This is a genomic window from Streptomyces manipurensis, from assembly GCF_049570255.1.
GTDB classification, from domain to species: domain Bacteria; phylum Actinomycetota; class Actinomycetes; order Streptomycetales; family Streptomycetaceae; genus Streptomyces; species Streptomyces manipurensis.
Genome location: NZ_CP186950.1, coordinates 6,887,958 through 6,912,564 on the forward strand (window position 1 = coordinate 6,887,958; position 24,607 = coordinate 6,912,564).

Below are 24,607 nucleotides of genomic sequence, written 5' to 3' on the forward strand. Positions count from 1 at the left end.
CGCTGCGCCCGCGCCGGTCAGGCCCTGCCCGACAACTGCTCGCGCGTGAGCTCGGGTTCGTCCGGGCGGTTCCTGCCGGGGTCCCCGGCCGTCGGCCCGGAGAGCAGGCGCAGGGCGACGGCCCCGAGCGCCGCGTGCAGTACGGCGGCCACCGCGACGGCGGCGTGCAGGCCGGTGACGAAGGCGCCCTTCGCGTCGCGGAGCGCCGTGGCGGCGAGGTCCGGGAGGTGGATGGTCTCGTCCAGGGTGGGGGCCAGGTCCGGCCCCTGGAGGCGGAACACCAGGGTGGCGAGCGACCCGAGGACGGCGATGCCGAGGGCGTTGCCGATCTCGTTGCCGGTCTCCGCGATCGCCCCCGCCGAACCGGCACGCTCCGCGGGCACCGCACCGACCGCGGTGTCGGCGACCACGCTGAAGGAGATGCCGTAGCCGAGTCCGGTGACCACGGTCGAGGCGACGTACCAGCCGATGCCGCCGGTGACGGTGGTGGGCAGGAGCAGCAGCAGGCCGCCGGCGATGGTGAGGTGACAGACGACGAGCGCGGCCTTCTTGCCGATGCGGTCGACGACGGTGGGCGTGACGACGCAGGTGAGGGTGAGGACCGCCGCTCCGGGGAGCGCGAGCAGCGCCGCGTTCAGGACGCTCAGGCCCAGGACGGACTGCAGGTGGATGCCGGACAGGTACGCCGTCGCCGACCAGGCCGCCAGCGGCAGCAGTCCGGTGATGATCGCGACGGTGAAGGTGCGGTCGCGGAAGAGGGAGAAGTCGATCAGCGGGTGTTCGAGGTGCCGCTGGCGCAGGACGAAGAAGGCCAGGACGGCCAGGCCGAGGGACCCGGTGACGACCGGCAGGACCGAGAGTCCGGCCGCGGCCAGGTGCTTGACGCCGTGGATCGTGAGCAGCAGGCCCCCGGCGGAGGCGACGAGGCTGAGGACGTCCACGCGGCCGGTCCGGGACGCCCGTACCTCGCGCAGCAGGACCGGTGCGAGCACCAGGAAGGCGGCGATGACGGGCAGGTTGACCAGGAACACCGAGCCCCACCAGAACGCCCCGAGCAGGGCTCCGCCGACCACCGGCCCGACGGCGAACCCGGCGGCGAACGCCGCGGCGAATATCCCGATCGCCCGGGCGCGCCGCCTGGGGTCGGGGAAGAGCTCGCTCAGCACGGCGAGCGCCGACGGCAGCAGGGTCGCACCGGCCACACCCATGAGCGCCCGGCAGGCGATGAGGACTTCCGGGTTCGGTGCGAACGCCGCGGCGGTGGATCCGATGCCGAACACGGTCGAGCCGATGAGCAGGAGCCTGAGGCGGCCGTAGCGGTCGCCGATGCTGCCGAAGGCGACCAGCAGCGAACCCACGGCGAAGCCGTAGACGTCCAGCATCCACAACGCCTGGTCGGCGGTGGGCGACAGGGCCGCGGTGATGCTCGGCACCGCCAGGAAGAGGATGGAACCGTCCATCGAGACCAGCAGGACCGGGCCGAGGACCACGGCGAGCCCGAGCCAGGCCCGTCGGCCGCCGGGTGAGGTGTGAGCATGCTGTCGAGTCATGCCCCGACGGTCCGCCGGCGGGAGGGTGACAGCCATCCCCGGCCCGTGGGTACACCCGACAGGTACACCCACGGGCCCGGACCACGGCCTAGGCTCGCACGCATGGAGAGCCTGGGAACGTTCCTGAAGAGCCGTCGCGACCGGGTCACGCCGGACGAGATCGGCCTGCGCACCTACGGCGCCTCCCGCCGGGTGCCCGGCCTCAGGCGGGAGGAGCTCGCCCACCTCGCCGGAGTGAGCGCGGGCTACTACACGCGCCTGGAGCAGGGCCAGGCCGACTCGGCGTCCGGGCAGGTGCTCGACGCGTTGGCTCGGGTGCTCAGGCTCGACCGGGTGGAGACCGTCCACCTGCACAACCTCGCGCGGCAGTCCGCGAAGCCCGGCCTGGGCGAACCGCCCGCCGAACAGCCGCACGCCCGCGTGCTCACGCTCCTGGACTCGCTCGGCGAGAGCGTCCCGGCGGTCGTCCTCGGCAGGCGCGGGGACGTCCTCGCGTGGAACCGCACCGGGCACGCGCTCTTCGCCGAGCACGTCCCGTACGACCTGCCGCAGGACCCGCGGGCGCGTCCGTCGATGCCCCGCATGTTCTTCCTCGACCCCCACACCCGCGCCCTGTACACCAACTGGCACGAGCTGGCCCGCGTCCACGTCGCCTACCTGCGGCTCACCGCGGGCCGGTACCCGACCGACGCGCGGCTCGCGGGCCTCATCGGGGAACTCGCCATGCGCAGCGACGACTTCGCGACGATGTGGGCCACCGGAGACGTCTCCGAGTGCACCGTGGGGTCCATGCACCTGCGGCACCCCACCGTCGGAGCCGTGAGCGTCGACTACCAGGTGTGGCTCCAGCCGGACAGCCCCGACCACCGGGTGGAGATCTACACCGCGAACGATCCGGCCTCGTCCGACGCGGTGCGGGTCCTCACCCAGCAGAGCGGCGCCGGACGTCAGGCGATGGTGCCGCCCCCGTCGACGTAGACCGTGGAGCCCGTGGTGTACGGGTTGTCGGCGAGGAAGAGCACCGCGGCGGCGACGTCCGCCGGGGTGCCGACCCGGCCCACGGGAAGGCGGCCCGCCGCCGCCTCGTACATGGCGTCACGCGCGTCCGCCGCGAGGCCGTCCCACAGGGGCGTGCGCAGGAGGCCGGGCGAGACGGTGTTGACGCGGAGCGGGGCGTACTCCAGGGCCAGGCCGCGGGCCAGGGCCTCCAGGGAGGCGTTGATGGCGCTCTGCAGGGCGGAGGCCTTCGAGGGGCGCTGCGAGAGGTATCCGGCGACCAGGGTCAGCGAGCCCTGCGGGTCGATCGGGACCGAGCGGGCGATGCGGTACGCGCCCCAGAACTTGCTGTCCATGGCGGCGTAGGCATCGGCCTGAGGGAGCGTGTCGACGCGGCCCATGGGCGTCTCGGCGGCGGACACGACGACATGGTCGAAGGTGCCGGAGGACCGGGCGAACTCCTCGACCTCGGTGTCGGAGCGGATGTCGAGGGGCGTGGCCGTGGACGTGCCGGGGAGGGACGCGAGTTCGGCGAGGGCGGCCTGCAGCTTGTGGGGCGAGCGGGAGACGACGACGGTCTCGGCGCCGCGCTCGGCGAACGCCCGGGCGGTGGCGAGGCCGACACCGGAGGTGCCGCCGACGATCAGGGCGCGCCGGCCCTCGTAGCTGTTCATGGTGTGGCTCTCCTGGACGTGTCGTGGTGCGGGGTGGGGCGGAGGGGCGGTGGAGGGGTCAGGCGTGTTCCGAGCGGGCCCGGGCGTAGGAGGCCCGGTCCAGTTCGGTGACCTGGACCGAGACGTCGCAGGTGGTCTCGCTCATCGTCCGGGCGAAGGCGCGCGTGAGGACGGCGAGCGCGGCTTCGGCGATGGCGGCCCTGGTCTCGGGGGACTTGCCGGCGAAGGTCCGCACGTCGAGGTTGACGAAGGACTGTTCGCGGCTGCCGTCACCGACGGCGTGGACGTCCTGGCGGACCGCACGGCTCTTGAAGTCCTGGGGTCGGAAGCCACCGGCGGTCGTGAGTGCGGAGTGGACCTCCGTGAGGACGGTGGCGGGGTCGAAGGAGTCGCGGACGTTGCCCGAGTACTCGAGGACGAGGTGCGGCACGGCGGGCCTTTCGGTTCGTGTCGGTTCGTGTCGTGTCGGGGAGTGGGAGGGCTGCCGGTGGAGAGGCGCGGGTCCGCGGTCGTGCTCGTACGGGCCCGCGCGGGCGGCAGGCCGGCGCGTGCGCCGATTCCCGCGCCCGCCACCGCGCTCAGCGGCTCGGCGCGGCCGAGGGGGTCGCGGCGCGGGCGGCGGGAGCGGCGGCCCTGCGGATTCCGGTGGCGCTCAGGACGGCGGCGACGGCGAGCGCGACGACGGCGGAGAGGAGGGCGGCGCGCAGCCCGGCCAGGAAGTGCCCGGTGGCGGCCTGGCCGACGAGGAGGCCCATGACGGCGACGCCGACGAGGCCGCCCAGCTGGCGGGAGGCGTTGAGGACACCGGAGGCGATGCCCGCGTTGGCCGGGTCGGCCGCGCCGAGCATGGCGTTGGTCATGGCGGGGACCACGAGGCCGATGCCGAATCCCGCGACGAGGAACTGGACGATGACGGCCGGGTAGGAGTCGGACCCGACGGCCGGGACGACGGCCAGGTAGCCGACGGCGGCGAGGAGGTTTCCGGTGAGCAGCACGCTGCGCGCACCGTACTTCTTGACCAGGGGTCCGCAGGCCAGGTTGGCCGCCATGATGGCGCCGGTCATGGGCAGGAAGGCGAGCCCGGCGGTGAGGGGGGAGTACTCCCACACCTGCTGGAAGAAGAGGCTGAAGACGAAGATGAGGCCGTAGAAGGCGAAGTTGAGCAGGACCCCGATGAGGGAGGTGGCGCTGAACGCCCGCCGCCCGAACAGGTGCAGGGGCAGCATCGGGTCGGCGCTGCGCCGTTCGACGGCCAGGAAGCCGATCAGGGCGGCCACGAAGACGACGATGCAGGTGACGACGAGCGCGTCCCCCCAGCCCCGGGCGTTGGCCTCGACGATGGCGGCGGTCAGCGCACCGAGGCCGGCGATGGCGAGCGCCTGGCCGGGCAGGTCGAGCGAACGGCGGCGGGAGGGGTCGCGCGGCGGGGCGGCCTGGGCGTAGCGCTGGGTCAGCAGGATGCCGACGGCGGCGATGGGGAGGTTGACGTAGAAGATCGAACGCCAGCCGAGGGTGTCGACGAGGAGTCCGCCGACGACCGGCCCGAGGGCCAGGGCGAGGCCGCCCGCGGCCGCCCAGAGGCTGACGGCCCTGGTGCGCTGGGCCGGGTCGGGGAAGTTGGTGTTCACCAGGGAGAGCGAGGACGGCACGATCAGGGCCGCGCCGACGCCCTGGAGGACGCGGGCGGTGATGAGGGTGGCGAGCGTGGGGGCGGCGCCGCAGGCCAGGGAGGTCACGGCGAAGAGGGCGAAGCCCGCGACGAAGATGCGCCGGGGGTCGAAGCGGTCGCCCAGTGCGCCCGCGGTGAGGAGGAAGGCGGCGAAGGTGAGGGTGTAGCCGTTGATCACCCATTCCAGGCCGGCGAGGCTGTCGCCGAACTCGGCGGTGAGGGCCTTGGAGGCGACGTTGACCACGCTGACGTCGAGGATGACGACCACGAAGCCCAGGCAGGCGGCGAAGAGGGCCGGGCCGGGCCGGGCCGCGGGTGCGGCGGGTTCATGGCGAGTCACGTGCTCGTCCTTCCGTGCTGTGCTGGATGAAAGAGAGGGAGGGGAGAGGGGGAGGAGAGGAGGGGCGGGCCGTCCGGGCGGGCGGACGGGCGGCGCGGTACGGGGCCGGACCCCGTAGACTGTTCGTTACGAGACGAACACTCGGGAGTGTACGCAGATCATCGAACACTCTGCAATCGGTGACCGCTGGTTCCGGTCACCCCGACGGACGGAGAACCGCCATGACGGCAGCGGACACGCCCCCCGGCCCGGGACACCGGCTCCCGCCGGTCCACACCGACCCGGCCGAGGTTCCGCTGGAGGCGGCGCTGCTCGCACTCGCCGACCCGGTCAGACGCACCCTCGTACGCGAACTGGCCGGGGCCGACGACTGGGAACGCTCCTGCGGGAGCTTCGACGTACCGGTGACCAAAGCCACCCTGAGCAGGCACTTCGCGGTCCTGCGGGACGCAGGCCTGCTGGAGCAGCGCGACGCCGGCCCCAAGCGGCTCAACCGGCTCCGGCGGCCGGAATTCGACGCGCGCTTCCCCGGCCTGCTGGAACTGGCCCTGCGGCAGGACTGACCCGCGGCGCCGCGACGGCGGGTCCGGTGAGCTCCGACCCCGGCTCCGACAGACGTGCGCGCAGCTCCCGGGCGACCGCGCGCACGGTCGCGGGACGGGTGGCCGGAACCCCGTGGGCGAGGGCGAGGGAGAGGGCCCCCGCGAAGGTGGCGGCGTGGAGCACCAGCGCGTAGTTGCCGCCGGTGCGGTTGACGACCGTACGGAAGCCGGTGACACGTCCCGCGTGCGCACCGAACGCGGTATCGGCCACACCGACGTTGGTGAGGCAGATCCCGGGCGCCTCGGCGGCCTCCGCGGTCCGGGCCACCGCCCGGCGGATCTCCGCGTGCCCGCGCCGGGGCGGCCGCCACCGCGCGTCCGCGTCGCGCAGCGCGGCGCCGTACTTCCGCGCCGTCTCCTCGGTCCCGGCGGCGTGCGGCTCCACCGGGACACCGGCCACGGAGATGAAGCAGCCGACGTCGGGCAGCGGGCCCGGATGGCGGCCCCGCAGGGAGACGGCGGTGAGCAACCGGACGTCCGCGCGGCCCGTGACCCGGGTCCAGGACTCGGCGAGCGCCGCCCCCAGGAACTGGTTGACCGACACCCCGGCGGCCCGGCAGCGCGAGCGCAGCCTCCCGGTCTCCTCCGCGGAGAGGTCGAGCGTCGTGAAGTCGGCCGTGCGATCGGCCCACCGGGCGGTCGCGTCGAACGGAATCGGTGCCGGTGCCGGTGCCGGTGACGAACCGGCCGCGGGTGCAGGTACGTGTTCGGCGCTCCGCGCGGCGGGAGCGGCCGGCGGCAGGTACTCCAGGGCGTCCGCGTCCGGCGGCAGCCGCCGCACGTCCTCGAACGGCCCCGCCCCGGCCGCCGGAGGAACGGGCGGCCCCGGCAGGTGGTCGAGCAGCGCCCGCAGGACCGCTCCCGTCGAGTGCCCGTCCGAAATGGCGTGGTTGCGGGTGAAGAACAGGTGCGTCTCCCGCGCCTCGCGGACGACGCGCAGCCGCCACAGCGGCCCCCCGGTGGGCAGTACGTCGTTGAGCTCCGCCCGCAGGACGTCGTCGGGGCTCCGCGCGCCGGGCGGCGCCCCATGGTGCACCCGCTCCGCCGCCGCACCCGGCGCCTCCCGGAACCACAGGCCGTCCGGCCGCTCCTCGATGCGCAGCCGCAGCAGGGGCAGGTCCCGCTCCCACCGTTGCACCGCACGCTCCACGACACCGTCGGGCACGGCCTCCCCCAGCGACAGCCGGGTGGTGACCTGGGTGGTGCCGGCCAGCAGGGCGTGGGTGTACGCGAAGGCCGCCTCGGTGTCGCTCAGCCGGCGCGGCAGGTCCGCCGCGCTCACCGCCCCCACTCCTGTGCGGCGGTCCCTTCGGCGGGCCCGGTCCAGGCCAGCGGGTGGGCGAACCGGACCCCGTGGCTGGTCACGTCGATGGTGACCCGGTCCCCGTCGGCGGTGCGGAAGCCGTCGTGGAAGCTGCTGCGGTCGGCGCCGATGTACACGTAGTGCACGCGCCCCGGCCGGTGGAGGGAGCGGTGGGCGAACAGACGGTCCATCATGGCCGCCACGTCGTAGTGGATGGCGTCCGTGCCGGTGGTGAAGGAGCCCTTCCACGCCGGGGAGCCGCCGCGTTCGATCACGACCTCGCCGGTGGCCGACCGCGGCGGCGGGCCCAGGTGCAGCGACGGGGCGATGCCCGCGTCGCAGAGCTTGGCGTAGGAGAGGTGACCGGCGTGCCGCTTGAAGCGGCCGATGTCGGTGAGGTCGTTGCCGAAGGTGTGGCCCGCGTACCGCGGTACGCCCCGGGCGTCGCCCACGTACACGAGGACCACCTCGGCCTCCTCGCACACGGCGAGGGCGCCGTCGGGCACGGAGAGCGGTTCCCCCGGTACGCGCAGCACGTCCCCGAGTCCCTTGACGAACCAGTTCGGCTGGTCCTGCGTATCGGCGTCGATCTTGACGTTGTGGGTCATCATGAAGCCGCTGACCAGCGCGTCGCCGACGTGGGCGGGCAGCAGGGGCGGTCGGGGGCGCACCCGGTGCCGGTCCTGGGCGGCCACCTCGACGACGGGCCGGTCGGCCAGCAGGGCGGTCACCGCGGCGGTGCGCGCCTCCTCGTCGGCGGCTCCGGCGAGCAGTGCGGCGAGGTCGTCGTCCGCGCGCAGGCGGTGCAGCCGCAGCGGCTCGCCGGCGTCGGGGATGCCCAGGCCCACGTGCCGGACCTGGTCGTGGAGGCATTCGAAGAGCACCGTCACGGTGAGAACTCCTTGGGGTGTGGGCTGCAAGGTGTGTGGGGGTGGGGGTGAGGCGCTGCGGCGGGTGGGCGGTCAGTCCATGAGGATCTCGACCAGCACCGGCGCCCGGTGCGTCTTCAGGTGCCGGACCGCCTCGCCGACGGTGGGGGCCACGTCACCGATCTTCTCGACGCGGGGGAGCGCGTGGATCCCGTACGAGCGGGCCATGGTCACGAAGTCGACGGGGTGGTCGTAGAAGCTCGTGGCGATGTGCGCGCGGTCGATGTCGCGGTCGCGGTTGCCCGCGATGCGCTGCGCGTGCTGGGTGGAGTTGAGGTAGAGGCGGTTGTTCATGACGACGACGAGCAGGGGCGCCTGCTGCGCGGCCAGCGTCCACAGGGCGCTGGGCGTGTAGAGGAAGTCGCCGTCCGACTGGAGGTCGATGCACAGGGTGTCGTCGTCGCGGTGGGCGAGCGCGGCGCCGATGGAGGCGCCCAGCCCGTAGCCGAGGCCACCGCCGCCGTTGAGGCCGAGGTAGCTGCCGGGACGCTCCAGGGGCCACAGCTTCTTGACCCAGCCGTCCACGGTCAGGCTGCCGGTGTTGGTCAGGATCCACTCCTCGTCGCGCACCGCGCGGTGGATCTCGTCGACGGCGCCGGCGACATGGATGTGCTCGCGCCGCTTGGTCTCCTCCGCCTCGCGGGCCCACGCGGCCCGGCTGCGTTCGTGCACGTCGGCCAGGACGGCGGCACGCCGGTCGCGGCGCTCGGTGAAAGCGGGAGCCGTGAAGGGGCCCCGGGGGTCCTCGGCGACGGCGCGCAGCGCCTCGACCGAGGCCCGGGTGTCCGCGGCGACGGACCGGGTGACGGGCACGAGCTGCTGGTAGTCGGCGGCCCACTTGCTGGTGAGGAGGTCGTTGAAGCCGATGGTGACGATGTCGGCGCCGTTCTCGGGCAGCCCCTGGTCGGTCAGGGAGAGGAAGGAGCCGAGGGCTCCGACCAGGTCCTGCACCTCCAGGGCGATCACGAGGTCGGCGCCGGCTATCGCGTCGGTGCCGGTGTGGCTGACGTTCAGGGGGTGGGTGGAGGGGAAGTTGAGGCGGTTGCCCCGGTCGACGACGGCCAGTCCGAGAGCCTCGGCGAGCGCCACGAGCGGAGCCACCGTCTCCGGGTCCCGGCCGGAGAAGTCCACCACCAGGACCGGTGTGCGGGCGGCCAGCAGCCGTCGGGCGAGGTCGTCGACCGTCTCCGGGTCGAGCGGGGGCAGCAGGGTCGGCGCGGTCGCGGTCGCGGGGTAGAGGCGTACGCCCTCCTCCAGCTCCTGCTCCTGCGTGTCGAAGTCCAGGGCCACGAACACCGGGGCGTGCATGGGGGTGTTCATCAGCTTGAAGGCGCGGGTCAGGGACTCGACCGTGGCACGCTGGCCGATGGGCTGGTCGCACCACTTCACGTAGTCCTTGACGACGGACTCGATGTTCTGCGAGGTGTGGATCCAGTCGATCCACGGCCGGCGCTTGCCCGCGTCCACGGGGCCGTTGCCGCCCAGGACGAACAGCGGGACCCGGTCGCACCAGGCGTTGAACACGGCCATCGAGGCGTGCAGCAGGCCGACGTTGGCGTGGACGAAGACGCCCATGTGGCGGCCGCCGGCCTTGTGGTAGCCGTGCGCGATGGCCACGGCGATCTCCTCGTGGCAGGCCATCACGATCTCGGGGGCGACGGCCGCGTTGTCGGCGTGGACCAGCGAGTCGTGCACCCCGCGGAAGGAGGCGCCGGGGTTGAAGACGACCGTGTCGATGTCCTGCTGGTGCAGGAACTCCACGACCAGGTCGGAGAAGTAGGTGGGAGCCGGCGTCGTCATGCGTGGTCCTCGCTGCGTGCGGTGTGGGTGGTGGCGGGAGCCGTCGGGTGCCAGCCCGGGTCGCCCTCGGTGCGGCGGGCCCGTGCCCAGCGGTCGGCGTGCTGGTTCAGTTCGAGTCCGAAGCCGGTGCCGGGGAAGGCTCCGACGGTGTTGCGGTCCCGGTCCACGACCGGCCGCGGGGAGACGACCATGTCGGGGAAGAAGCGGTCCGACTGGCCGCCCTCGACGGTCAGGGCGTCGGTGTGGCGCAGGGCCAGGGCCCGGCCCGCGGCGATGAGCGGGCCCACCTCGGCCACCTGGACGCCGATCTGGAAGGCGAGGCCGTGCTCGCGGGCGAACGCGGCGAGCCCGGCCGCGGCGACCGGACCGCCGTTCTTGGCGATGCGGATGTTGAACGCGTCGCACGCGCCGTGGGCCACGGCCGCCCGGGCGTCCGCCGCGGTACGGACGGACTCGTCCAGTACCACCGGCAGCGCGCCCTGCTCGCGGAGGCGGGCCAGCTCCCGCCACGAGCCCCTGGCGAGCGGTTCCTCGACGTACGTGGCTCCGGCTTCGTGCAGGGACCGGGTGTGACCGACGGCCGCCTCGGCGGCCCAGCTCATATTGGCGTCCACCATGACCGGGACCCGGTCGCCGAGGCGGTCCCTGATCGCCGCGACCGTGCGGACGTCCCGGGAGATGTCGGACGAGGCCTTGGTCTTCACGAAGTGGAACGGGCCGCGGGTGTCGAGGAACTCCTCCACGTCCAGACTGAGGTCGAGCACCTGGGAGACCGGGAGCGAGGCGGGGGCCGCGCCGCTCACCGTGCCGGGGCCGGGGCCGGGGACCAGCTCCGTGCCCGGCAGGCCCAGGCGCCTGCCGAGCAGGTCGAGCAGCGCGGTCTCCACCAGGCAGTGCAGGTTGTTGCCGCCCGGCAGCGCGTAGTGCGCGGCCGCGCCCTCGTGCAGCAGCAGGGCCAGGAGGGCGGCCGGGTCGGTGGCGCGCAGGCTCGCGGCGATGGCCTCCAGGGGCAGCGCCCGCAGGGCGTCGGAGACCAGGTCGGAGGTCTCCCCCGTGACGTACCGCCGGGGAGCGCACTCCCCGATGCCCGACCAGCCGTCGACCGTCAGCCGCAGCAGGAGGCTGTCGGAGGTGGTGCGCCGGTGGGCCGGGTGGTCGAAGCCGACCGCCATGGGCAGCTCGACCCGGTACAGCTCGGCCGTGGCGGGCTCAGACATTGCGGTCCAGCCCCTGGAGCAGGGTGAAGGCGGAGGCCCAGTCGACCAGCCGGGCCCGTACGTCGGTGTAGAAGAGGTAGTGCTTGTCCGTGGCGAACCGGATCAGGGCGCCGTCGCTCGCGGTCATCCGCAGGAAGGTGCGCTGCGCGTCGTCCAGGTCGACGATCGGGTCGGTGATCCCCGAGACGAAGGCCGACGGCACCGAGGGCGGCGTGTGCACGGGCTCCAGGTACATCCGCTCGAGCTCCAGCAGGACCGCGCGCGAACGCCGGGTCAGCCGGCGCACGGCCAGGTCGTCGTTGTCGATGAAGTGCCGGTGGCGCGGTTCGTCGGTGAAGTCCCGGGCGAGCAGCCCGGCGTCCCACGGCTCCTCCGAGGTGTCGGCCGCGAGCGCGCCGCGCTGCTCCTCGTCCAGGGTGGCGTGCAGTTTGCCGAGCCAGGCCGAGCAGAAGACGGCCGCGTCGTAGCGCGTGGTGAAGGCCGGGTCGTGGAGCAGCGCGGCCAGGAAGGAGCCGCCCAGGCAGTGGCCGAACAGCGACAGGGGCGCGTCGTCCCCGATCATGGTGCGGACGTGTGCGACGGCCGCGGCGTAGTCGTCGAGGACGGTACGGGCGGTGGGCAGTTCGTGGCGGGCGCCGCCGCTGATGCCGCTGCCGCGCCGGTCCAGGACGAAGAAGGCGACGTCGTTGTCCGCGAACTGGGGCCCGACCTCCCAGAGCCAGCCGGCGTGCGACTGCAGGCCGTGGAAGTAGAAGACGGCGCCCTTGACCTCGCCTCTGGGGCGCCACAGGTGGAGGGCGAGTTCGGCGCCCTCGACCGGCAGGCCGATGATTTCGCGGCGGATGTTCTGCGGGGGCCTCTTGGTCTCGATCATGTCGGAACGTTCCCTTCAGCGTCCGCCGACGACGTCGACGAAGTCGGTGTCGCGCTGGAACGGCTTGTACTTGTACTGGGTGGCGTTGCCCGCCTGCCGACGGCTCTCGACGTACGCGGCGATGGCGTCGGCCGGCACCGCGTGGACCTCGATCGGGCCGAGGCGGCCGCTGTCGCGCTTGGACGCGTACTCGATGTTGATCTCGTGGAGGGCTTCGTCCACGGCGGTCGAGAGCGCGCGGCCCAGCTCGGGGGAGGGCTCGGGCACCTCGGCCACGACCACGTAGCCGGGCAGTTCGCCCCAGCGGGGACCGCACATGTACAGCCCGGTGCGCAGCCCGGAGGCGGCGAGTCCGCGGGTGATGGCCTCCGTGACCTGGGCCTCGGTGATCTTCTCGCCCGTGAAGGAGTGGAAGACGCCGTCGCGGTGGACGAAGTGGACCCAGGGAGTGCCGTCGGCGATCCGGTCCACGTGGTAGACGTCCCCGGTCCACAGCCGGTAGAGGCCGTTGCCCTGCGTCATGATGAGGTGGTAGTCGCGGCCCTGCTCGACCTCGTGGACGAGCAGGGTGTCGATCGGCCCGCCGGACTCGACGAGTTCGCCGAGCGGCACCTCGGCGGGGACGAACTCGAAGAACGCCTGGCCGACGGCGAGCGGCTGGCTGTGCAGGGAGTCGTCCACCGGGATGGTGGTGACACCCTCGGTGCCGCAGCTCATGAAGGGCAGCTTGGCCACGCCCGGGAACACGGCGTCGAGCTTGGCCGCGTAGAGCCCGGCCGAGGCGGACAGCCAGCAGGTGTAGAGGGTGAGCGAGGGCCACAGGTCCTTGAAGGTGAAGTCGGGCGTCCGCAGGACCTGTTCGAGGTGGGACGCGGCCCGCTCGTCCGGGTCGCCGTACGGTCGGCCTTCGAGGGTGCCCTCGCGCAGGTCGCGCACCAGGGCGGGGCCGTGGACCTCCACGAGGTCGCGCAGGGAGATCAGGGTGCTGGGGTTGATCGCCGAGATGTGGTGCAGGTCCTTGCCGACCAGGTGGCGCAGCCGGTGGTACATGCGGCCCTCGTGCCCGGTGGGCACGTCCGGGCCGAACCAGGGGGACTCGAACCACGGCGGGTTCCAGTCACGGCTGTTGATCTGCGGGTGCCGGTTGCTGACGGCCTGGTGCTCGATGCCGTGGACGAAGTCGAGGACGTCCTCGCGGACCGTCTGGGTGTCGAGGGTGGCGTAGGGGTGGCCGAGGAGCTCGGGATGGTGCTCCAGATAGGTGCCCCACATCGCCTTCATGGCCGGGATGCGGTAGGTGAGCAGCCAGTGCAGGGTGTAGGGGACCCGTTTCGGGGTCCCGGTCGTGCCGCTCGTCTTGAGCCAGCGCATCACGGGGCTGCAGGTGAGGATGCCGCCCTTGGTGCGGGTCTCGCGCTCGATCTCGGGCACGAAGTCCTCGTAGCGCATGACCGGCAGGACCGAGCGGAACCGGTCGTGGTCCGACGCCACGACGTCGTAGCCGCGTTCGCGCCAGTGCACGGATCCCGCGCTCATGTCGATGACGTCGGCGAGCACGCGGCGCTGGGCGGTGCCCGGGTCCTTCAGGTCGGCCAGCAGGTCCTGACGGGCCTGCCGGCACTCCTCGGCGAAGGGCTCGCGCCGTTCGTGCCAGTGCTCCTGCCAATACGGTATGTCCACAACTGCTCCCGAAGGTCTGGGATCCGGGCGGGACGGCCCGGAAGGGGTCTCGAACGCCGGTGTGAGAAAGGGGTGGGAGAGCGGCCGCGGGTGGTCAGCGGTCGATGTAGGCCATCATCCGCTCGTTGTAACGGGGCCCGGCGACCCGGTCGGGGCGGACCGCCGCGTCGATCGCGGCGAGCGTCGCGGCGTCGAGGCGGACTGCGGCCGCGGCGGTGTTCTCCTCCAGGTAGGTGCGCCGCTTGGTCCCGGGGATCGGCACGATGTCGGTGCCCTGGTGCAGCACCCAGGCGATGGCCAGCTGCGCCGGGGTGAGGCCCCGGGCCTCGGCCAGTTCGCGCACGGTGGCGGCGACCGCGGTGTTCTGGTCGTAGTTCGCGCCCTGCAGGCGCGGGTCGTGGTGGCGGAAGTCGTCCTCGGGGTAGTCCTCGGCCCGGAGCACCCCGCCGGTGAGGAACCCGCGGCCCAGCGGGCAGAAACCGACCAGTCCGATGCCGAGTTCGCGCAGCACGGGGAGGACGTCGGCCTCCAGGTTGCGCTCCCAGACGGAGAACTCGCTCTGGACCACGGAGAGCGGGTGCACGGCATGGGCGCGACGGACCGTCGCGGCGCCGGCCTCGCACAGGCCCAGGTAGCGCACCTTGCCCTGCTCCACCAGGCCGGCCATGGCCCCGACGGTCTCCTCGATGGGGACCCGGGGGTCGACGCGGTGCTGGTAGAGCACGTCGACGTGGTCCGTGCCCAGTCGCCGCAGCGAGGCCTCGACGACCTCGACGACGTGCTCGGGTCGGCTGTCGGCCTCGGCGGTGGTGCCGTCCTTGAGCTTCATGGGGAAGCCGAACTTGGTCGCGATGACCGCCTGTTCGCGTCGCCCCTTGAGCGCCTTGCCGAGCAGTTCCTCGTTGTCGTACGGGCCGTACGCCTCGGCCGTGTCGAAGAGCGTGTAGCCGAGTTCCAGGGCGCGGTGGATCGTGGCCGTCGACTCCCGGTCGTCGGTGGCGCCGTACCACTGGCTCATCCCCATGCAGCCGAGGCCGAGTTCGGAGACCTCCAGGCCCTGGGTTCCGAGCTTCCTGATTCCGAGCATGCGTCACTCCTGTGGCGGGATTTCGGGGTTGGGGGAGGAGGGCCGGTCCGGGCGGGGGAGCCGGACCGGCCACTCACGAGCAGGACTCAAACACAAACATGTACTGCGATTCAACTCTTTACCGAAGGCCAGTTTCGATCTTGACCAAGTCCTGACGGAGTCGGGGATGCCGGAGGTGGTCGCGCTGAACTGCGGTGATGCCTAAGCGGCATGGGATGTAACGCGGCTGGTCGTACAGGCTTAACGTGCTCTTCACGTGGGATCTGAGAGCAACTTTGACCTGGCGTGTACTTTTGGACTGCACCTAGATCAGAAAGGCCCGCAGTGGACACAGTTGGCGCGATGGCGATCGTCGGAACCGGATGCCGGTTCCCTGGGGCAGCGGACACCGCCGCCTTCTGGGACCTGCTCTCCACGGGCGGCGAAGCGGTCACCGCCGTACCCCGCGACAGGTTCGACGCCGCATCCCTCTACTCCGGCCCCGCTCCCGCGCCGGGCCGGCTCAGATCCCTGCGGGGCGGCTTCCTCGACGACGTCCACGGCTTCGACGCCGCCTTCTTCGGGATATCGCCCCGCGAGGCCCGCACCATGGACCCGCAGCAGCGGCTGCTCCTCCAGGTCGTGTGGGAGGCGCTGGAGGACGCGCACGTCCCGCCGTCCTCCCTGGCCGGCAGCAGGGCCGGCGTCTTCGTCGGCCAGGCCACCGCGGAGTACGGCGAGGTGCTGGGAGCGGCCGGCTCCGGCGACGTCCGGGCCCTGGCCGGCAGCGGCCTGCGAGCCGTCACCTCCGGCCGGGTCAGCCACGCCCTCGACCTGCGCGGACCGAGCATCACCCTGGACACGGCCTGCTCCTCCTCGCTCGTCGCGGTGCACGCCGCCCGGCAGAGCCTGCTGACCGGCGAGTGCGACCTCGCGGTGGCCGCGGGAGTCAACGTGATCCTCTCCCCGCGCGACGCCATCGCCTACTCCCAGGGCGAGATGCTCTCGCCCGACGGCCGCTGCAAGTTCGCCGACGCCGCCGCGGACGGCTTCGTACGCAGCGAGGGCGTCGGAGTGGTGGTGCTCAAGCGGCTGTCCGACGCACTCGCCGCGGGCGATCCCGTCCACGCGCTGCTGCTGGGCAGCGCCGTCACCAGCGACGGCCGCGGCAGCGGCCTGCTGCTGCAGCCCGCCGTCTCCGGGCAGGTGGAGATGCTCGCCGAGGCCTGGCGCAGCGCCGGGGTCCGGCCCGAAGAGCTGGACTACGTCGAGGCGCACGGCACCGGCACCACCGTCGGCGACACCGTCGAACTGCGCGCCCTCGCGGAGGCGCTGACGGGCAGGGACCCCGCGCGACCGCTGCTGACGGGATCGGTGAAGAGCAACATCGGGCACGCCGAGGCGGCGGCCGGCATCGCCGGGCTCATCAAGGCCGTCCTGATGGTCCGCCACCGCACCGTGCCCGCCTCGCTGCACGTGACCACTCCTCATCCGCTGCTCGCCGACGCGGAGTTCCCGGTGGAGGTGGTGCGGGAGAACAGGCCGCTGGAACCCGTCGGCGACCGCGCCGTCCTGGGCGTCAGCTCCTTCGGGATCTCGGGCACCAACGCGCACGTGGTGGTCGGGGAGTACGTGGCCGGCGAACGCGCGGGTGCGGAAGCGGGTGCGGGCACGCATGCGGGTGCGGGTGCGGGTGCGGGTGCGGGAGCGGCGCCGAAGCCCACGGCTGCCGAGCCCGCGCACCCGGTGGCGGAACCGCCCGCCGGCACGCCCGAGCTGCTGGTCCTCGGCGCGCGCTCGTCCGCGTCCCTCCGCGCGCTCGCCCTGCGTCACGCGGCGCACCTGGAGCCGGGCGGGGCGGGCCGTTCCCACACCCTGCGCGCCCTGTGCCGCTCGGCGGCCGCCGGCCGCGACACCCACCCGTTCCGTCTCTGGGCGGTCGGCAGCAGCCACGACGACCTGGCCCGCACCCTGCGCGACCTGGCGGCCGGCGAGCCCTCCGCCCACGGAGGCGTCCACGAGGCCGGCTTCGGCGGACCGCGGCGGGTCGCCTTCGTCTTCCCCGGGCAGGGATCCCAGTGGCGCGGCATGGGCGCGGGACTGATGGCCTCCTCCACCGCCTTCCGCACGGCGCTCGAGGAGTGCGACGCGGCCGTGCGGGAGGAGCTGGGCTGGTCCGTCGCCGACCTGCTGCGCGGAGGCGAGGAGATACCCGACGCGGTCGAGGTGGTGCAGCCCGCGCTGTGGGCCGTGGAGGTCGCGCTGGCCGCGCACTGGCGGGCGATGGGTGTGGAGCCGGACGTCTGCCTCGGCCACAGCATGGGCGAGGCGGCTGCGGCCTGCGTGAGCGGGGCGCTGTCCGTACGGGACGCGGCCCGGGTCATCTGCCGGCGCAGCACGCTGATGCGACGGCTGGCCGGACGGGGTGCCATGCTCGCCACCGAACTCGCGCCCGCGGCCGCCCGTGAGCTGGTCGCGCGCCACGAGGGGGACGGCGTGTGCGTGGCCGTGGAGAACTCCCCGCGCGCCACGGTCCTCGCCGGTGACCCCGCCGCCCTCGCCGCGATCGCGGCCGAGCTGGACCGGGCCGGCGTCTTCAACCGCCCGGTCAAGGTGAACGTGGCCTCCCACTCCCCGCTGATGGACGAACTGCGCGAGGAGCTCCCGGCCCGGCTCCGCGAGCTGCGGCCCAGGGAACCGCGCATCGAGCTGTTCTCGACGGTGCGGTGCGAGACCGTGCGCGGCGCGACCCTGGACGGCGCCTACTGGAGGGACAACCTCCGCGAGCCGGTGCGGTTCGCCGAGTCCGTGGGCCACGTCGTCAAGGACGGCGAAACGGTCTTCGTCGAGATCGCGCCGCACCCACTGCTCGCCCAGGCACTGACGGACTGCCAGGAGAAGGCGGGCGTACCGGTGGCCGTCGTGAGCACGCTCGTCCGGCAGCAGGACGAGACCCGCTCCGCCCTGTGCGCGCTCGGCCGGGCCCACGCCCTGGGCGCCGCGGTCGACTGGCGGCGTGTGTACGGAGACCGGGACGCGGGCGGCGGGGAATGGGCCCCGCTGCCGGCCTACGCCTGGGACACCGAGGACTTCCGCCCACCGGCCGCCACGACGGAGGCGGCGAACACGGTGCCGACCGTGCCGGCCGCGGCACCCTCCGGCGTGCGGGGAGGATACGTACGGAGCGTGCGGCTGTCCCGGCTCGGCACGGCCGCGTTCGGCCGGGGCGTCGAGGTGGCGGGGGAGGCCCTGCTGCCTCCGGTGGTGCCCCTGGGGCTGGTCGCGGAGGCCGTCCGCGACCTCACCGGCGACGACGGTCCGGTGACGCTGGAGGGCGTACGGCTGGAGGGCGCCCTGCCGCTGCCCGCGCCGGGCTCCGCACAGGAGCGGCGGACCGCGCTGCGCGTGGTCCTGGAGCCGGTGGACACGGAGGGCGCCGAGGGTGCTGAGGCCACGGGAGACGCGTACCGGTTCACGGTGGACGTGGTCGTGGACGCCGCCGGTACGGACGTGCGCTGCGTCTCGGGCACGGCGCGGCCCGGCGGCCGGCGGGATCCGGTGGACCTGGACGGCACGCTGACGCGGTGCGGGGAGTACGTACCGGCCGCCGAGTTCTACCGGCGGGGCGAGGTCCACGGCTACACCGTGGCGCCGGAGCTGCGCGCCGTGCGGCAGCTGTGGCGGCGCGAGGGCGAGGCCGTGGCGCGCCTGCACACCGACGGGGGCGGCGCCGTCGCGCTGGAGGCGGGGCTCCTGGCCATGCTGGCGTCGTGGCCCCGGTACGGCGCGGGGCGGGAGGCGGGCCGTTCCTTCCTGCCCGTCTCCTTCGAGCGGGTGATGCTCGCGCAGGACCCGGACGGGGAGTTCTGGAGCGCCGCGCGCTTCGCCGGGCCCGCGGACCCCGGGCGGGGCGCGGGGCCCGCCCGCTGCGACGTGCTGCTGAGCAGCGCCGGCGGACGTGTGATCGCGGCGTTCGAGGGCATGGCCCTGGAGCCGCTCGAGGACGTCCCGGCCGCGCCGCCCACCGTTTCCGCGCCGCCGCCGCCGTCCGTCCGTACGGCGGCCCCGGTCGCCGGCCCGGGCGTGCGCGCCCGGATCGCCGCCGTGCTGGGCACCGGTGCCGAGCGTCTGGACGCGCGGCGGCCGTTGACCGACCTCGGCCTGGACTCGCTCATGGCGATGCAGCTGCGCCGCATCCTGCTGACGGAGTTCGGGGGCGACTTCGCGGTGGGCCGGCTGCTCGGCGGGGAGAGCGTGGCGGGGATCGAATCCGCCCTCGCCGCACACGTTGAACTCTGATGTATCAATGAACTATGGTTCACCTATGGGTGAGTGTGGCGTGCAGCCCACGCGTCCGGGGGCTCGCCACCCGTCAACAGGAATCATGTGACGAGCCCATCAGGGCCTCAGGAGGAGACACCCTATGACCGTCGAGCACAGCGAGGTGCAACCGGTCGGCAGGCGCGAACGCAGCCGGCGGCGCATGCACGACAATCTCTACACCGCCGCGGTGGGACTGTTCGCCGAGCAGGGGTACGACGGCACCACCATCGACCACATCACCGAACGGGCCGACGTGGCCCGGGGGACCTTCTTCAACCACTTCCAGAAGAAGGAGGACCTGGTCACCACGTGGGCCGAGCACCGGCGCAGGAGCCTCGAAGCCGCGATGGAGAAGGCCCTGGCGCTGGAGGACGACGTCACCGTGCAGCTGGAGCGCTGCATGGCCACGCTCGCCGACTTCAACGAGGCGGAACAGGACCTGACCCGGGTGATGCTCACCGCCTGGGTCAAGTCGGGCCAGCCGCTGCTGGAGGAGCCGCACTACGCCGGGTCCGTGTTCACCCAGGTGATCGCCGCCGGGCAGGCCCGCGGCGAGGTGGCCGCCGACGTCGACCCGCTGCTCGCCGGCAACCTCCTGCGCGACGCCTACCTGGGCCTCCTCTACCGCTGGACCCAGGAGACGGAGTCCAGGGCCCCGCTCCACGTCGAGCTGCGCGCCCTGCTGAGGATCGCGCTCACGGGCATCCTGTCCTACGCCCAACGCGGCTGGACCCCCCGCAATCCGGCCTGACCCCCACCCCGCTGCCCCTCCGTCCCCGGAGCGGCAGCGGCGTCAGCCCCGCCCGATGAGGGCGAGTCCCGCGGCGAGGGGCCGCAGATCGGGCGGCAGGGCCAGATGTGCCTGACGCAGGGCCTGCGCCAGGGGTGCGCCCCGGCGCAGGTGGAGATCGTAGGTGTCGGCCATCAGGCGCGCGGCCAGCTCGTCGTCGATGGCCCACAGGCCGCCGATGACCTGTGAGGCTCCCGCCACCAGGCAGGACAGGGCTGCGGCCGTGGTGTCGGCACGCTCGGTGGGCTTGGCCGAATAGCAGCAGGCGAGGGCGACCACCTCGGGGAGCCCGAGCCGCAGCAGGGCGGACGGGGAGGAGGGGCCGTCCGGCAGGAGCATGCGGTACTCGAAGCCGTCGTTGTTCGTGCCGTGCACGCTGATGGTCAGGATGTCGTACGGAGCTGCCTGGAGCGCGTCCTGGAGTTCGGCGAGCGAGTGCACCTGGGTGAAGCGGATGTGCCCCTGGGCGTCGAGCCGGTCCAGGGCCTCGACTTCCGAACGGGACTTCTCGAGGCCGACCTCGTCGAAGATCCCGATCACCCGGGGCACGACGGCCGGCCGGGCGGGCCGGGACCGCAGGACCGCTGCCGCCGACATGCTGATGGTCAGCTCCGCGGCGCCCTGGGGAGCGAGTTCGTTCCAGGGCATCGCCCAGGTGGCCGAGTCGGGAACCACGAGGACGCGGGAGCCCGCGGCCTCGGGGCCGACGTCGGCGAAGAACAGGTCGGAGACCCGCCGGACGGATTCCGCCGGGGCCTCCTCCGAGTCCTCGTCCAGGCACTGTGCCAGCGCTTTTCCGTCGGCCGTGGAGAGGCGGGTGCGCCGGACGAGCGGCACGGGGTCCGAGGGGCGCAGCGTCACGACCGTGAGGGAGTGCTCGCCGATCTCCTCACCGGTGACGTTCACCCAGACGACGTGGTGCGCGGGGAGTTCCGCCGTGATCGCCGCGGTCGACACCGGCGCCCTGGTCCGTCCCAGGAAGTCCACGAGCGTCATGTCCGCGCGGGCGTCGTTGTCGTAGGCCCCGCTGTCCTGGGGGTTCCCGACGGCCGTACCGCCCCGGAACTCCCCGAGGAAGTCGGCGACTTCGGCGACGACCTGGGGATCGTGGCCCGCCTCGTGGAGGTCCACGGTCCTGATCAGCAGGCTCGCGAGGACGACCTCCACGTCGGCCATGGTGCGGGCGGCGAAGACGTTGTCGGCACAGAGCCGCGACAGGCACTGTCGCACGGCGGTGGGTGAGGGCAGCAGACCGCCGTGCACCCTCGCGGCTTCGGCGTACAGCCGCATTGCCGCTCGAAAGGGCCCGGCAGGTGTTTCCTCGGCGCACTGTCCGTACCACCCCGACGCCCCCACGTGGTCGCCCCGGCGGGCGGCCTGGGACGCCTGCTCCATGGCGCTGTTGTCCGGGGTGAGGCTGTCCACGGCCAGGGCCACCATGTCGTGGGCCCGGTCCCTCCGGCCGACCCCGGCCGCCGCTCGCGAGAACTCCCGTTCCATGGCCAGCCCCTCGTCGGTGCGGCCGCCGACGAGCAGGATGCGGGACCGGTAGAAGGTGGCGAGGGCCCGGTACCCGGGTGTGTCGGCGGTCGCCGCCAGCGGTTCCACCGTGGTCCGGAGGCGCTCGAAGTTGCCGGTCGAGTGTGCGGCGTAGGCGACGGCGGCCAGAATCCGCGCGCGTCTGATCTTCCGGCCGCTGCGGCCCACCTCGTGGAGCAGGGCGCGCAGGACGGCGTCGACCGTGTGGGATCCGAGGGTGTGCAGCTGGTACTCGCCGTGGATCGCCGACAGCAGGTGGAGGATCGTCCGGTCCGGACCGTCCGGAGCCAGCCCGGCCGCGATCCGGTTGCAGTGTGCGGCCTGCTCCTCACGGCCGAGTCGCTCGTAGTGGCCGCCGACCTCGTCCAGCAGGGAGGCCAGGAGCCGGCGGACCAGCGGTTTGGGCGTGGTGCGGGAGTAGTGCTGGTCGACGGCCTGGACGATGTGGTCGAGCGCCGTCGAGTACACCGGCGGACGGTCCAGGACCTGGTAGAGCCTGGTGACGGCCCGGACGTCGATCGCGTCGAGGCCCTCCAGATCTGTCAGCAGGTCCACTTCCAGGTGCTGCCGGACCGCGGTGACGATCTTCGAGGCGAGGCGGCCGCGCCAGTTGCCCATGGCGGGCTGCTCAGACGGCGCCGGTGTCGGGGGCGGCGGCCGGACCGCCGCCTTCGGCCGGGCCGCCGCTCTGTGGGGGAAGCATCGCGCGCCCCAGCAGTCGCTCGACCTCCTCCACGGTCGCCGCGGCGCAGTCGATGCGGATCTGGCCGTACGGGCCGACGGCCTCGACGAAGATCCTCCCGCGGTCGTCGGCCCGGTCGGCCCGGCGCCGGGACGCGAGCGAACGGATGACCCCCGCCAGGTAGGCGACGGTCTGCGGGGCCTGCATCAGGGCGATCACCGTCGCCGTCCCCTGGATGAAGTCCCCGTCGAGCCCCCACTGGGAACTGCGTCGCGCGCGGGTCGGTGTGGCGTGCCCCTCCGCGATCAGGAGCTCCGCGAGCTCGCCCGGAACGCGCACCTTGATGGCATCCGTCATGTACTCCCCCTCGACGGGGGTCGCCCGCACTGCTCCCGGCGACGGACGTGTCCCCCCAACTGGCCTGTTCCGGTTGCAGTATGGCGTGGCGGCCGCCATGACGTCCGGCATTCCGGAAATTTCTGTTCCGCTTCCCGGCATGGAACCGGTCGGTTTCCGGCGGGCGGGCGGGCGGGCGGGCCGGGGCGGGCCGGCAGAGGCTGCTGCCGGGGTTCGCGGTGACTGTGCCGTGGGACTTTGCCCGACGTGGCTGGTTCTTTACCGCTGCTTGATACTCCGACAGTCGTTTATCACCGCAGGGAGCCCTCACACGGCCCCACCGACCGAGGCCGGAGCCCGAGGTCGGCGGGGCCGGGTGGTGGGCGCCCCGGCGCGGCCGCAGCGCACTGCTCGTGTGTTGGCAGTCGGCCATGACCGGTGAGTTTCCGACGTATTGGAGCCGTAGTGACCGTCCAACGCATCGACGTGATCCGCCCCGCCGAGCTGACCCCGGAGGACCTGGAGCTGTGGGGCGACCTGCGGGCCAGTACGGCGCCGCAGGCCAACCCCTTCATGAGCCCGGAGTTCTGCCGGGCCGTCGGCCGCGTCCGGCCGGGCGCCAGGGTCGCGGTCGTGCGCCAGGCCGGGGAACCGGCCGGCTTCTTCCCCTTCGAGCGGGGCCGGTGGGGGCGCGGCCGCGCCATCGGCCTGGGCGTCTCCGACTGCCAGGGGGTGGTGCTGCGCGCGGGCGCGGTCGTGGACCCGCACGAGCTGCTGCGGGCCAGCTCCCTGTCCGTCTGGGAGTTCAACCACCTCGAAAGCGGCCAGGACCTGTTCCTGCCGTTCACCACCGGGGGGTTCGCCTCGCCCGTCATCGACCTCACCGGCGGATACGCCGCCTACGAGACCCTGCTCCGGGCCAACTCCCGCAGCTTCCTCAAGACGACCCGCGCACAGGAACGCCGCCTGGCCCGGCAGGCCGGGCCGCTGCGCTTCGTGTTCGACGAGCGCAGTCCGGCCGTTCTGCGGGCGCTGATGGCGTGGAAGTCCGCCCAGTACCGCCGCACCGGCCGGCGCGACCGGTTCGCCCAGGACTGGATCAACAACCTGGTGACGGCGCTCTCCACCACCCGGACACCGTCCTGCTCGGGCCTGCTGTCCGTCCTCTACGCGGGCGACCGGCCCGTCGCTGCCCACTTCGGCCTGCGCTCGCGCACCGTGCTGTCGTGCTGGTTCCCCGCCTACGACCGGGACTTCGCCACGTTCAGTCCCGGACGTGTCCTCTACCTCCGCATGATCGAGGCGGCCGCCACCGCCGGGATCGACATGCTCGACCTCGGCAGGGGCGACGCCCCCTACAAGGACTCCCTCAAGACCCGGGAGTTGATCGTGCACGAGGGCGCCGTGCTGCGGGCCGGGGCCGGGGCGGCCCTGCACTGGCTCAGCCACGAGCCGCCGCGCGCCGCCCGCGCCTTCGTGCGCGAACGGCCGTACCTCAAGTCCGCGGCGCTGCGCACCCTGGCCGCGGTCGGCAGGATGCGCGACCGCCGCTCGTGACCGCCGAGCGGCCGGCCCCATCGATCCCACCGGCACCAACGACCTCCCGTGCACGGCGGGACCGACCGAGGAGGATCCCACCCCAGTGCGGGCCGGGCCCTACCGGCGCAGGCGGTCGAACTCGGCGCTGAACCCGCACCGGTCCGCGACGGCACGCAGCTGGTCGTCGGGCACAGCGTCCGGACCTTCCAGGATCGCGGCCATGGCCTCGGCCGTGAGGCCCAGTGTGGCGAGGACGCCCGGGTCTCCGGCCGGCCGGGCGCCCGGAGCGTCCGCCGCGGGCGCGGTCAGGCCCAGGACGTCCAGCGCCTCGGCCGCGAGCGTGTGCCGGTGCGCTGCGCGTGCGTCCGAGAGCAGCAGGGTGGTGCCGTCCGGTGCCGGACGCAGGATCAGGAAGAACGACTCGTCCGCGTTGAAGAACCCGAACACCGGCTCCCGGGCCCCGACCGCGCCCACGGCAGCGATCGCCTCGTCCAGCCCGGTGAGGGCCGTGCGGTCCAGACGGGTGCACTGCCAGGCGCCGTCGCGGCGTTCGACCGTGATCGCGTATCGGTGGTTCCTGTGTTCTCTCACGGCCCCAGAGGTGCCCCGTCGGACCACCCGCTAGCCGCACGCGGGCCTGGCGTGGTCCGCACGGACCAACGCCGGCCGGCGCACCGGCGGCCGTTCGACGCAGCGAC

At 73.3% G+C, this 24,607-nt stretch carries 19 protein-coding genes; 5 read left to right on the plus strand and 14 right to left on the minus strand.

Going from position 1 to position 24,607, the window contains the following annotated elements; all coding sequences use genetic code 11:
- Positions 1–17: 17 nt before the first annotated feature.
- Positions 18–1,550, minus strand: coding sequence for an MFS transporter (locus tag ACPU2J_RS31355; protein ID WP_423834568.1), 1,533 nt, complete (start codon positions 1,548–1,550; stop codon positions 18–20).
- A gap of 102 nt (positions 1,551–1,652) precedes the next feature.
- Between ACPU2J_RS31355 and ACPU2J_RS31360 the strand changes: the two genes are divergently transcribed.
- On the plus strand, positions 1,653–2,528 hold the full coding sequence (locus tag ACPU2J_RS31360; RefSeq protein WP_420078607.1) for a helix-turn-helix transcriptional regulator: 876 nt from the start codon (positions 1,653–1,655) through the stop codon (positions 2,526–2,528).
- On the opposite strand, the gene ACPU2J_RS31365 is transcribed toward ACPU2J_RS31360, so the two are convergent.
- From ACPU2J_RS31365 to ACPU2J_RS31375, 3 genes are all read right to left on the minus strand, one after another.
- Complete coding sequence (locus ACPU2J_RS31365; RefSeq protein ID WP_420078606.1) at positions 2,498–3,220, minus strand: SDR family oxidoreductase; 723 nt, start codon at positions 3,218–3,220, stop codon at positions 2,498–2,500. The two genes, ACPU2J_RS31360 and ACPU2J_RS31365, sit on opposite strands and share 31 nt — an antisense overlap.
- A 58-nt stretch (positions 3,221–3,278) precedes the next feature.
- On the minus strand, positions 3,279–3,650 hold the full coding sequence (locus ACPU2J_RS31370; RefSeq protein WP_365071336.1) for a 5-carboxymethyl-2-hydroxymuconate Delta-isomerase: 372 nt from the start codon (positions 3,648–3,650) through the stop codon (positions 3,279–3,281).
- Positions 3,651–3,798: 148 nt separating this feature from the next.
- A complete protein-coding gene (locus ACPU2J_RS31375; RefSeq protein WP_420078605.1) occupies positions 3,799–5,229 on the minus strand; it encodes an MFS transporter in 1,431 nt (476 codons plus the stop codon).
- A gap of 221 nt (positions 5,230–5,450) precedes the next feature.
- On the opposite strand from ACPU2J_RS31375, the gene ACPU2J_RS31380 reads away from it, so the two are divergent.
- Entirely contained in the window at positions 5,451–5,792 is a 342-nt protein-coding gene (locus ACPU2J_RS31380) for an ArsR/SmtB family transcription factor (RefSeq protein ID WP_361592999.1), read from the plus strand.
- Here ACPU2J_RS31380 and ACPU2J_RS31385 read toward each other — a convergent pair.
- From ACPU2J_RS31385 to ACPU2J_RS31415, 7 genes are all read right to left on the minus strand, one after another.
- Positions 5,719–7,113 (minus strand): phthiocerol/phthiodiolone dimycocerosyl transferase family protein, encoded by a 1,395-nt coding sequence (locus ACPU2J_RS31385; RefSeq protein ID WP_423834569.1) that lies wholly within the window; start codon positions 7,111–7,113, stop codon positions 5,719–5,721. The genes ACPU2J_RS31380 and ACPU2J_RS31385 overlap by 74 nt on opposite strands.
- Complete coding sequence (locus ACPU2J_RS31390; protein ID WP_420078603.1) at positions 7,110–8,024, minus strand: FAH family protein; 915 nt, start codon at positions 8,022–8,024, stop codon at positions 7,110–7,112. Before ACPU2J_RS31390 ends, ACPU2J_RS31385 begins: the two co-directional genes overlap by 4 nt.
- Positions 8,025–8,096: 72 nt before the next feature.
- Positions 8,097–9,863, minus strand: coding sequence for a thiamine pyrophosphate-binding protein (locus tag ACPU2J_RS31395; protein ID WP_420078602.1), 1,767 nt, complete (start codon positions 9,861–9,863; stop codon positions 8,097–8,099).
- Entirely contained in the window at positions 9,860–11,080 is a 1,221-nt protein-coding gene (locus tag ACPU2J_RS31400) for an enolase C-terminal domain-like protein (protein WP_420078601.1), read from the minus strand. The genes ACPU2J_RS31395 and ACPU2J_RS31400 overlap by 4 nt, the downstream gene beginning before the upstream one ends.
- Entirely contained in the window at positions 11,073–11,954 is an 882-nt protein-coding gene (locus ACPU2J_RS31405) for an alpha/beta hydrolase (RefSeq protein ID WP_420078600.1), read from the minus strand. Before ACPU2J_RS31405 ends, ACPU2J_RS31400 begins: the two co-directional genes overlap by 8 nt.
- Before the next feature lie 15 nt (positions 11,955–11,969).
- The gene (locus tag ACPU2J_RS31410; RefSeq protein ID WP_423834570.1) at positions 11,970–13,634 is read right to left on the minus strand and encodes a GH3 family domain-containing protein; all 1,665 of its coding nucleotides are present in this window, start codon (positions 13,632–13,634) and stop codon (positions 11,970–11,972) included.
- Positions 13,635–13,728: 94 nt separating this feature from the next.
- On the minus strand, positions 13,729–14,721 hold the full coding sequence (locus ACPU2J_RS31415) for an aldo/keto reductase (RefSeq protein ID WP_420078598.1): 993 nt from the start codon (positions 14,719–14,721) through the stop codon (positions 13,729–13,731).
- 342 nt (positions 14,722–15,063) lie between these two features.
- On the opposite strand from ACPU2J_RS31415, the gene ACPU2J_RS31420 reads away from it, so the two are divergent.
- Both ACPU2J_RS31420 and ACPU2J_RS31425 read left to right on the plus strand, forming a co-directional pair.
- Positions 15,064–18,999 carry a type I polyketide synthase gene (locus ACPU2J_RS31420; protein WP_423834571.1) on the plus strand — a complete coding sequence of 1,312 codons (3,936 nt, stop codon included), beginning with the start codon at positions 15,064–15,066 and terminating at the stop codon, positions 18,997–18,999.
- Between the two features lie 124 nt (positions 19,000–19,123).
- Positions 19,124–19,774 (plus strand): TetR/AcrR family transcriptional regulator, encoded by a 651-nt coding sequence (locus ACPU2J_RS31425; RefSeq protein ID WP_420078596.1) that lies wholly within the window; start codon positions 19,124–19,126, stop codon positions 19,772–19,774.
- Between the two features lie 42 nt (positions 19,775–19,816).
- Here ACPU2J_RS31425 and ACPU2J_RS31430 read toward each other — a convergent pair whose 3' ends face one another.
- Positions 19,817–21,970 (minus strand): CHAT domain-containing protein, encoded by a 2,154-nt coding sequence (locus ACPU2J_RS31430; protein ID WP_420078595.1) that lies wholly within the window; start codon positions 21,968–21,970, stop codon positions 19,817–19,819.
- Positions 21,971–21,980: 10 nt separating this feature from the next.
- The gene (locus ACPU2J_RS31435) at positions 21,981–22,391 is read right to left on the minus strand and encodes a hypothetical protein (protein WP_423834572.1); all 411 of its coding nucleotides are present in this window, start codon (positions 22,389–22,391) and stop codon (positions 21,981–21,983) included.
- A gap of 444 nt (positions 22,392–22,835) precedes the next feature.
- On the opposite strand from ACPU2J_RS31435, the gene ACPU2J_RS31440 reads away from it, so the two are divergent.
- Positions 22,836–23,927 (plus strand): GNAT family N-acetyltransferase, encoded by a 1,092-nt coding sequence (locus ACPU2J_RS31440; RefSeq protein ID WP_420078593.1) that lies wholly within the window; start codon positions 22,836–22,838, stop codon positions 23,925–23,927.
- Positions 23,928–24,026: 99 nt separating this feature from the next.
- Here ACPU2J_RS31440 and ACPU2J_RS31445 read toward each other — a convergent pair whose 3' ends face one another.
- Positions 24,027–24,500, minus strand: coding sequence for a tRNA adenosine deaminase-associated protein (locus tag ACPU2J_RS31445; RefSeq protein WP_420078592.1), 474 nt, complete (start codon positions 24,498–24,500; stop codon positions 24,027–24,029).
- Between the last annotated feature and the right edge of the window lie 107 nt (positions 24,501–24,607).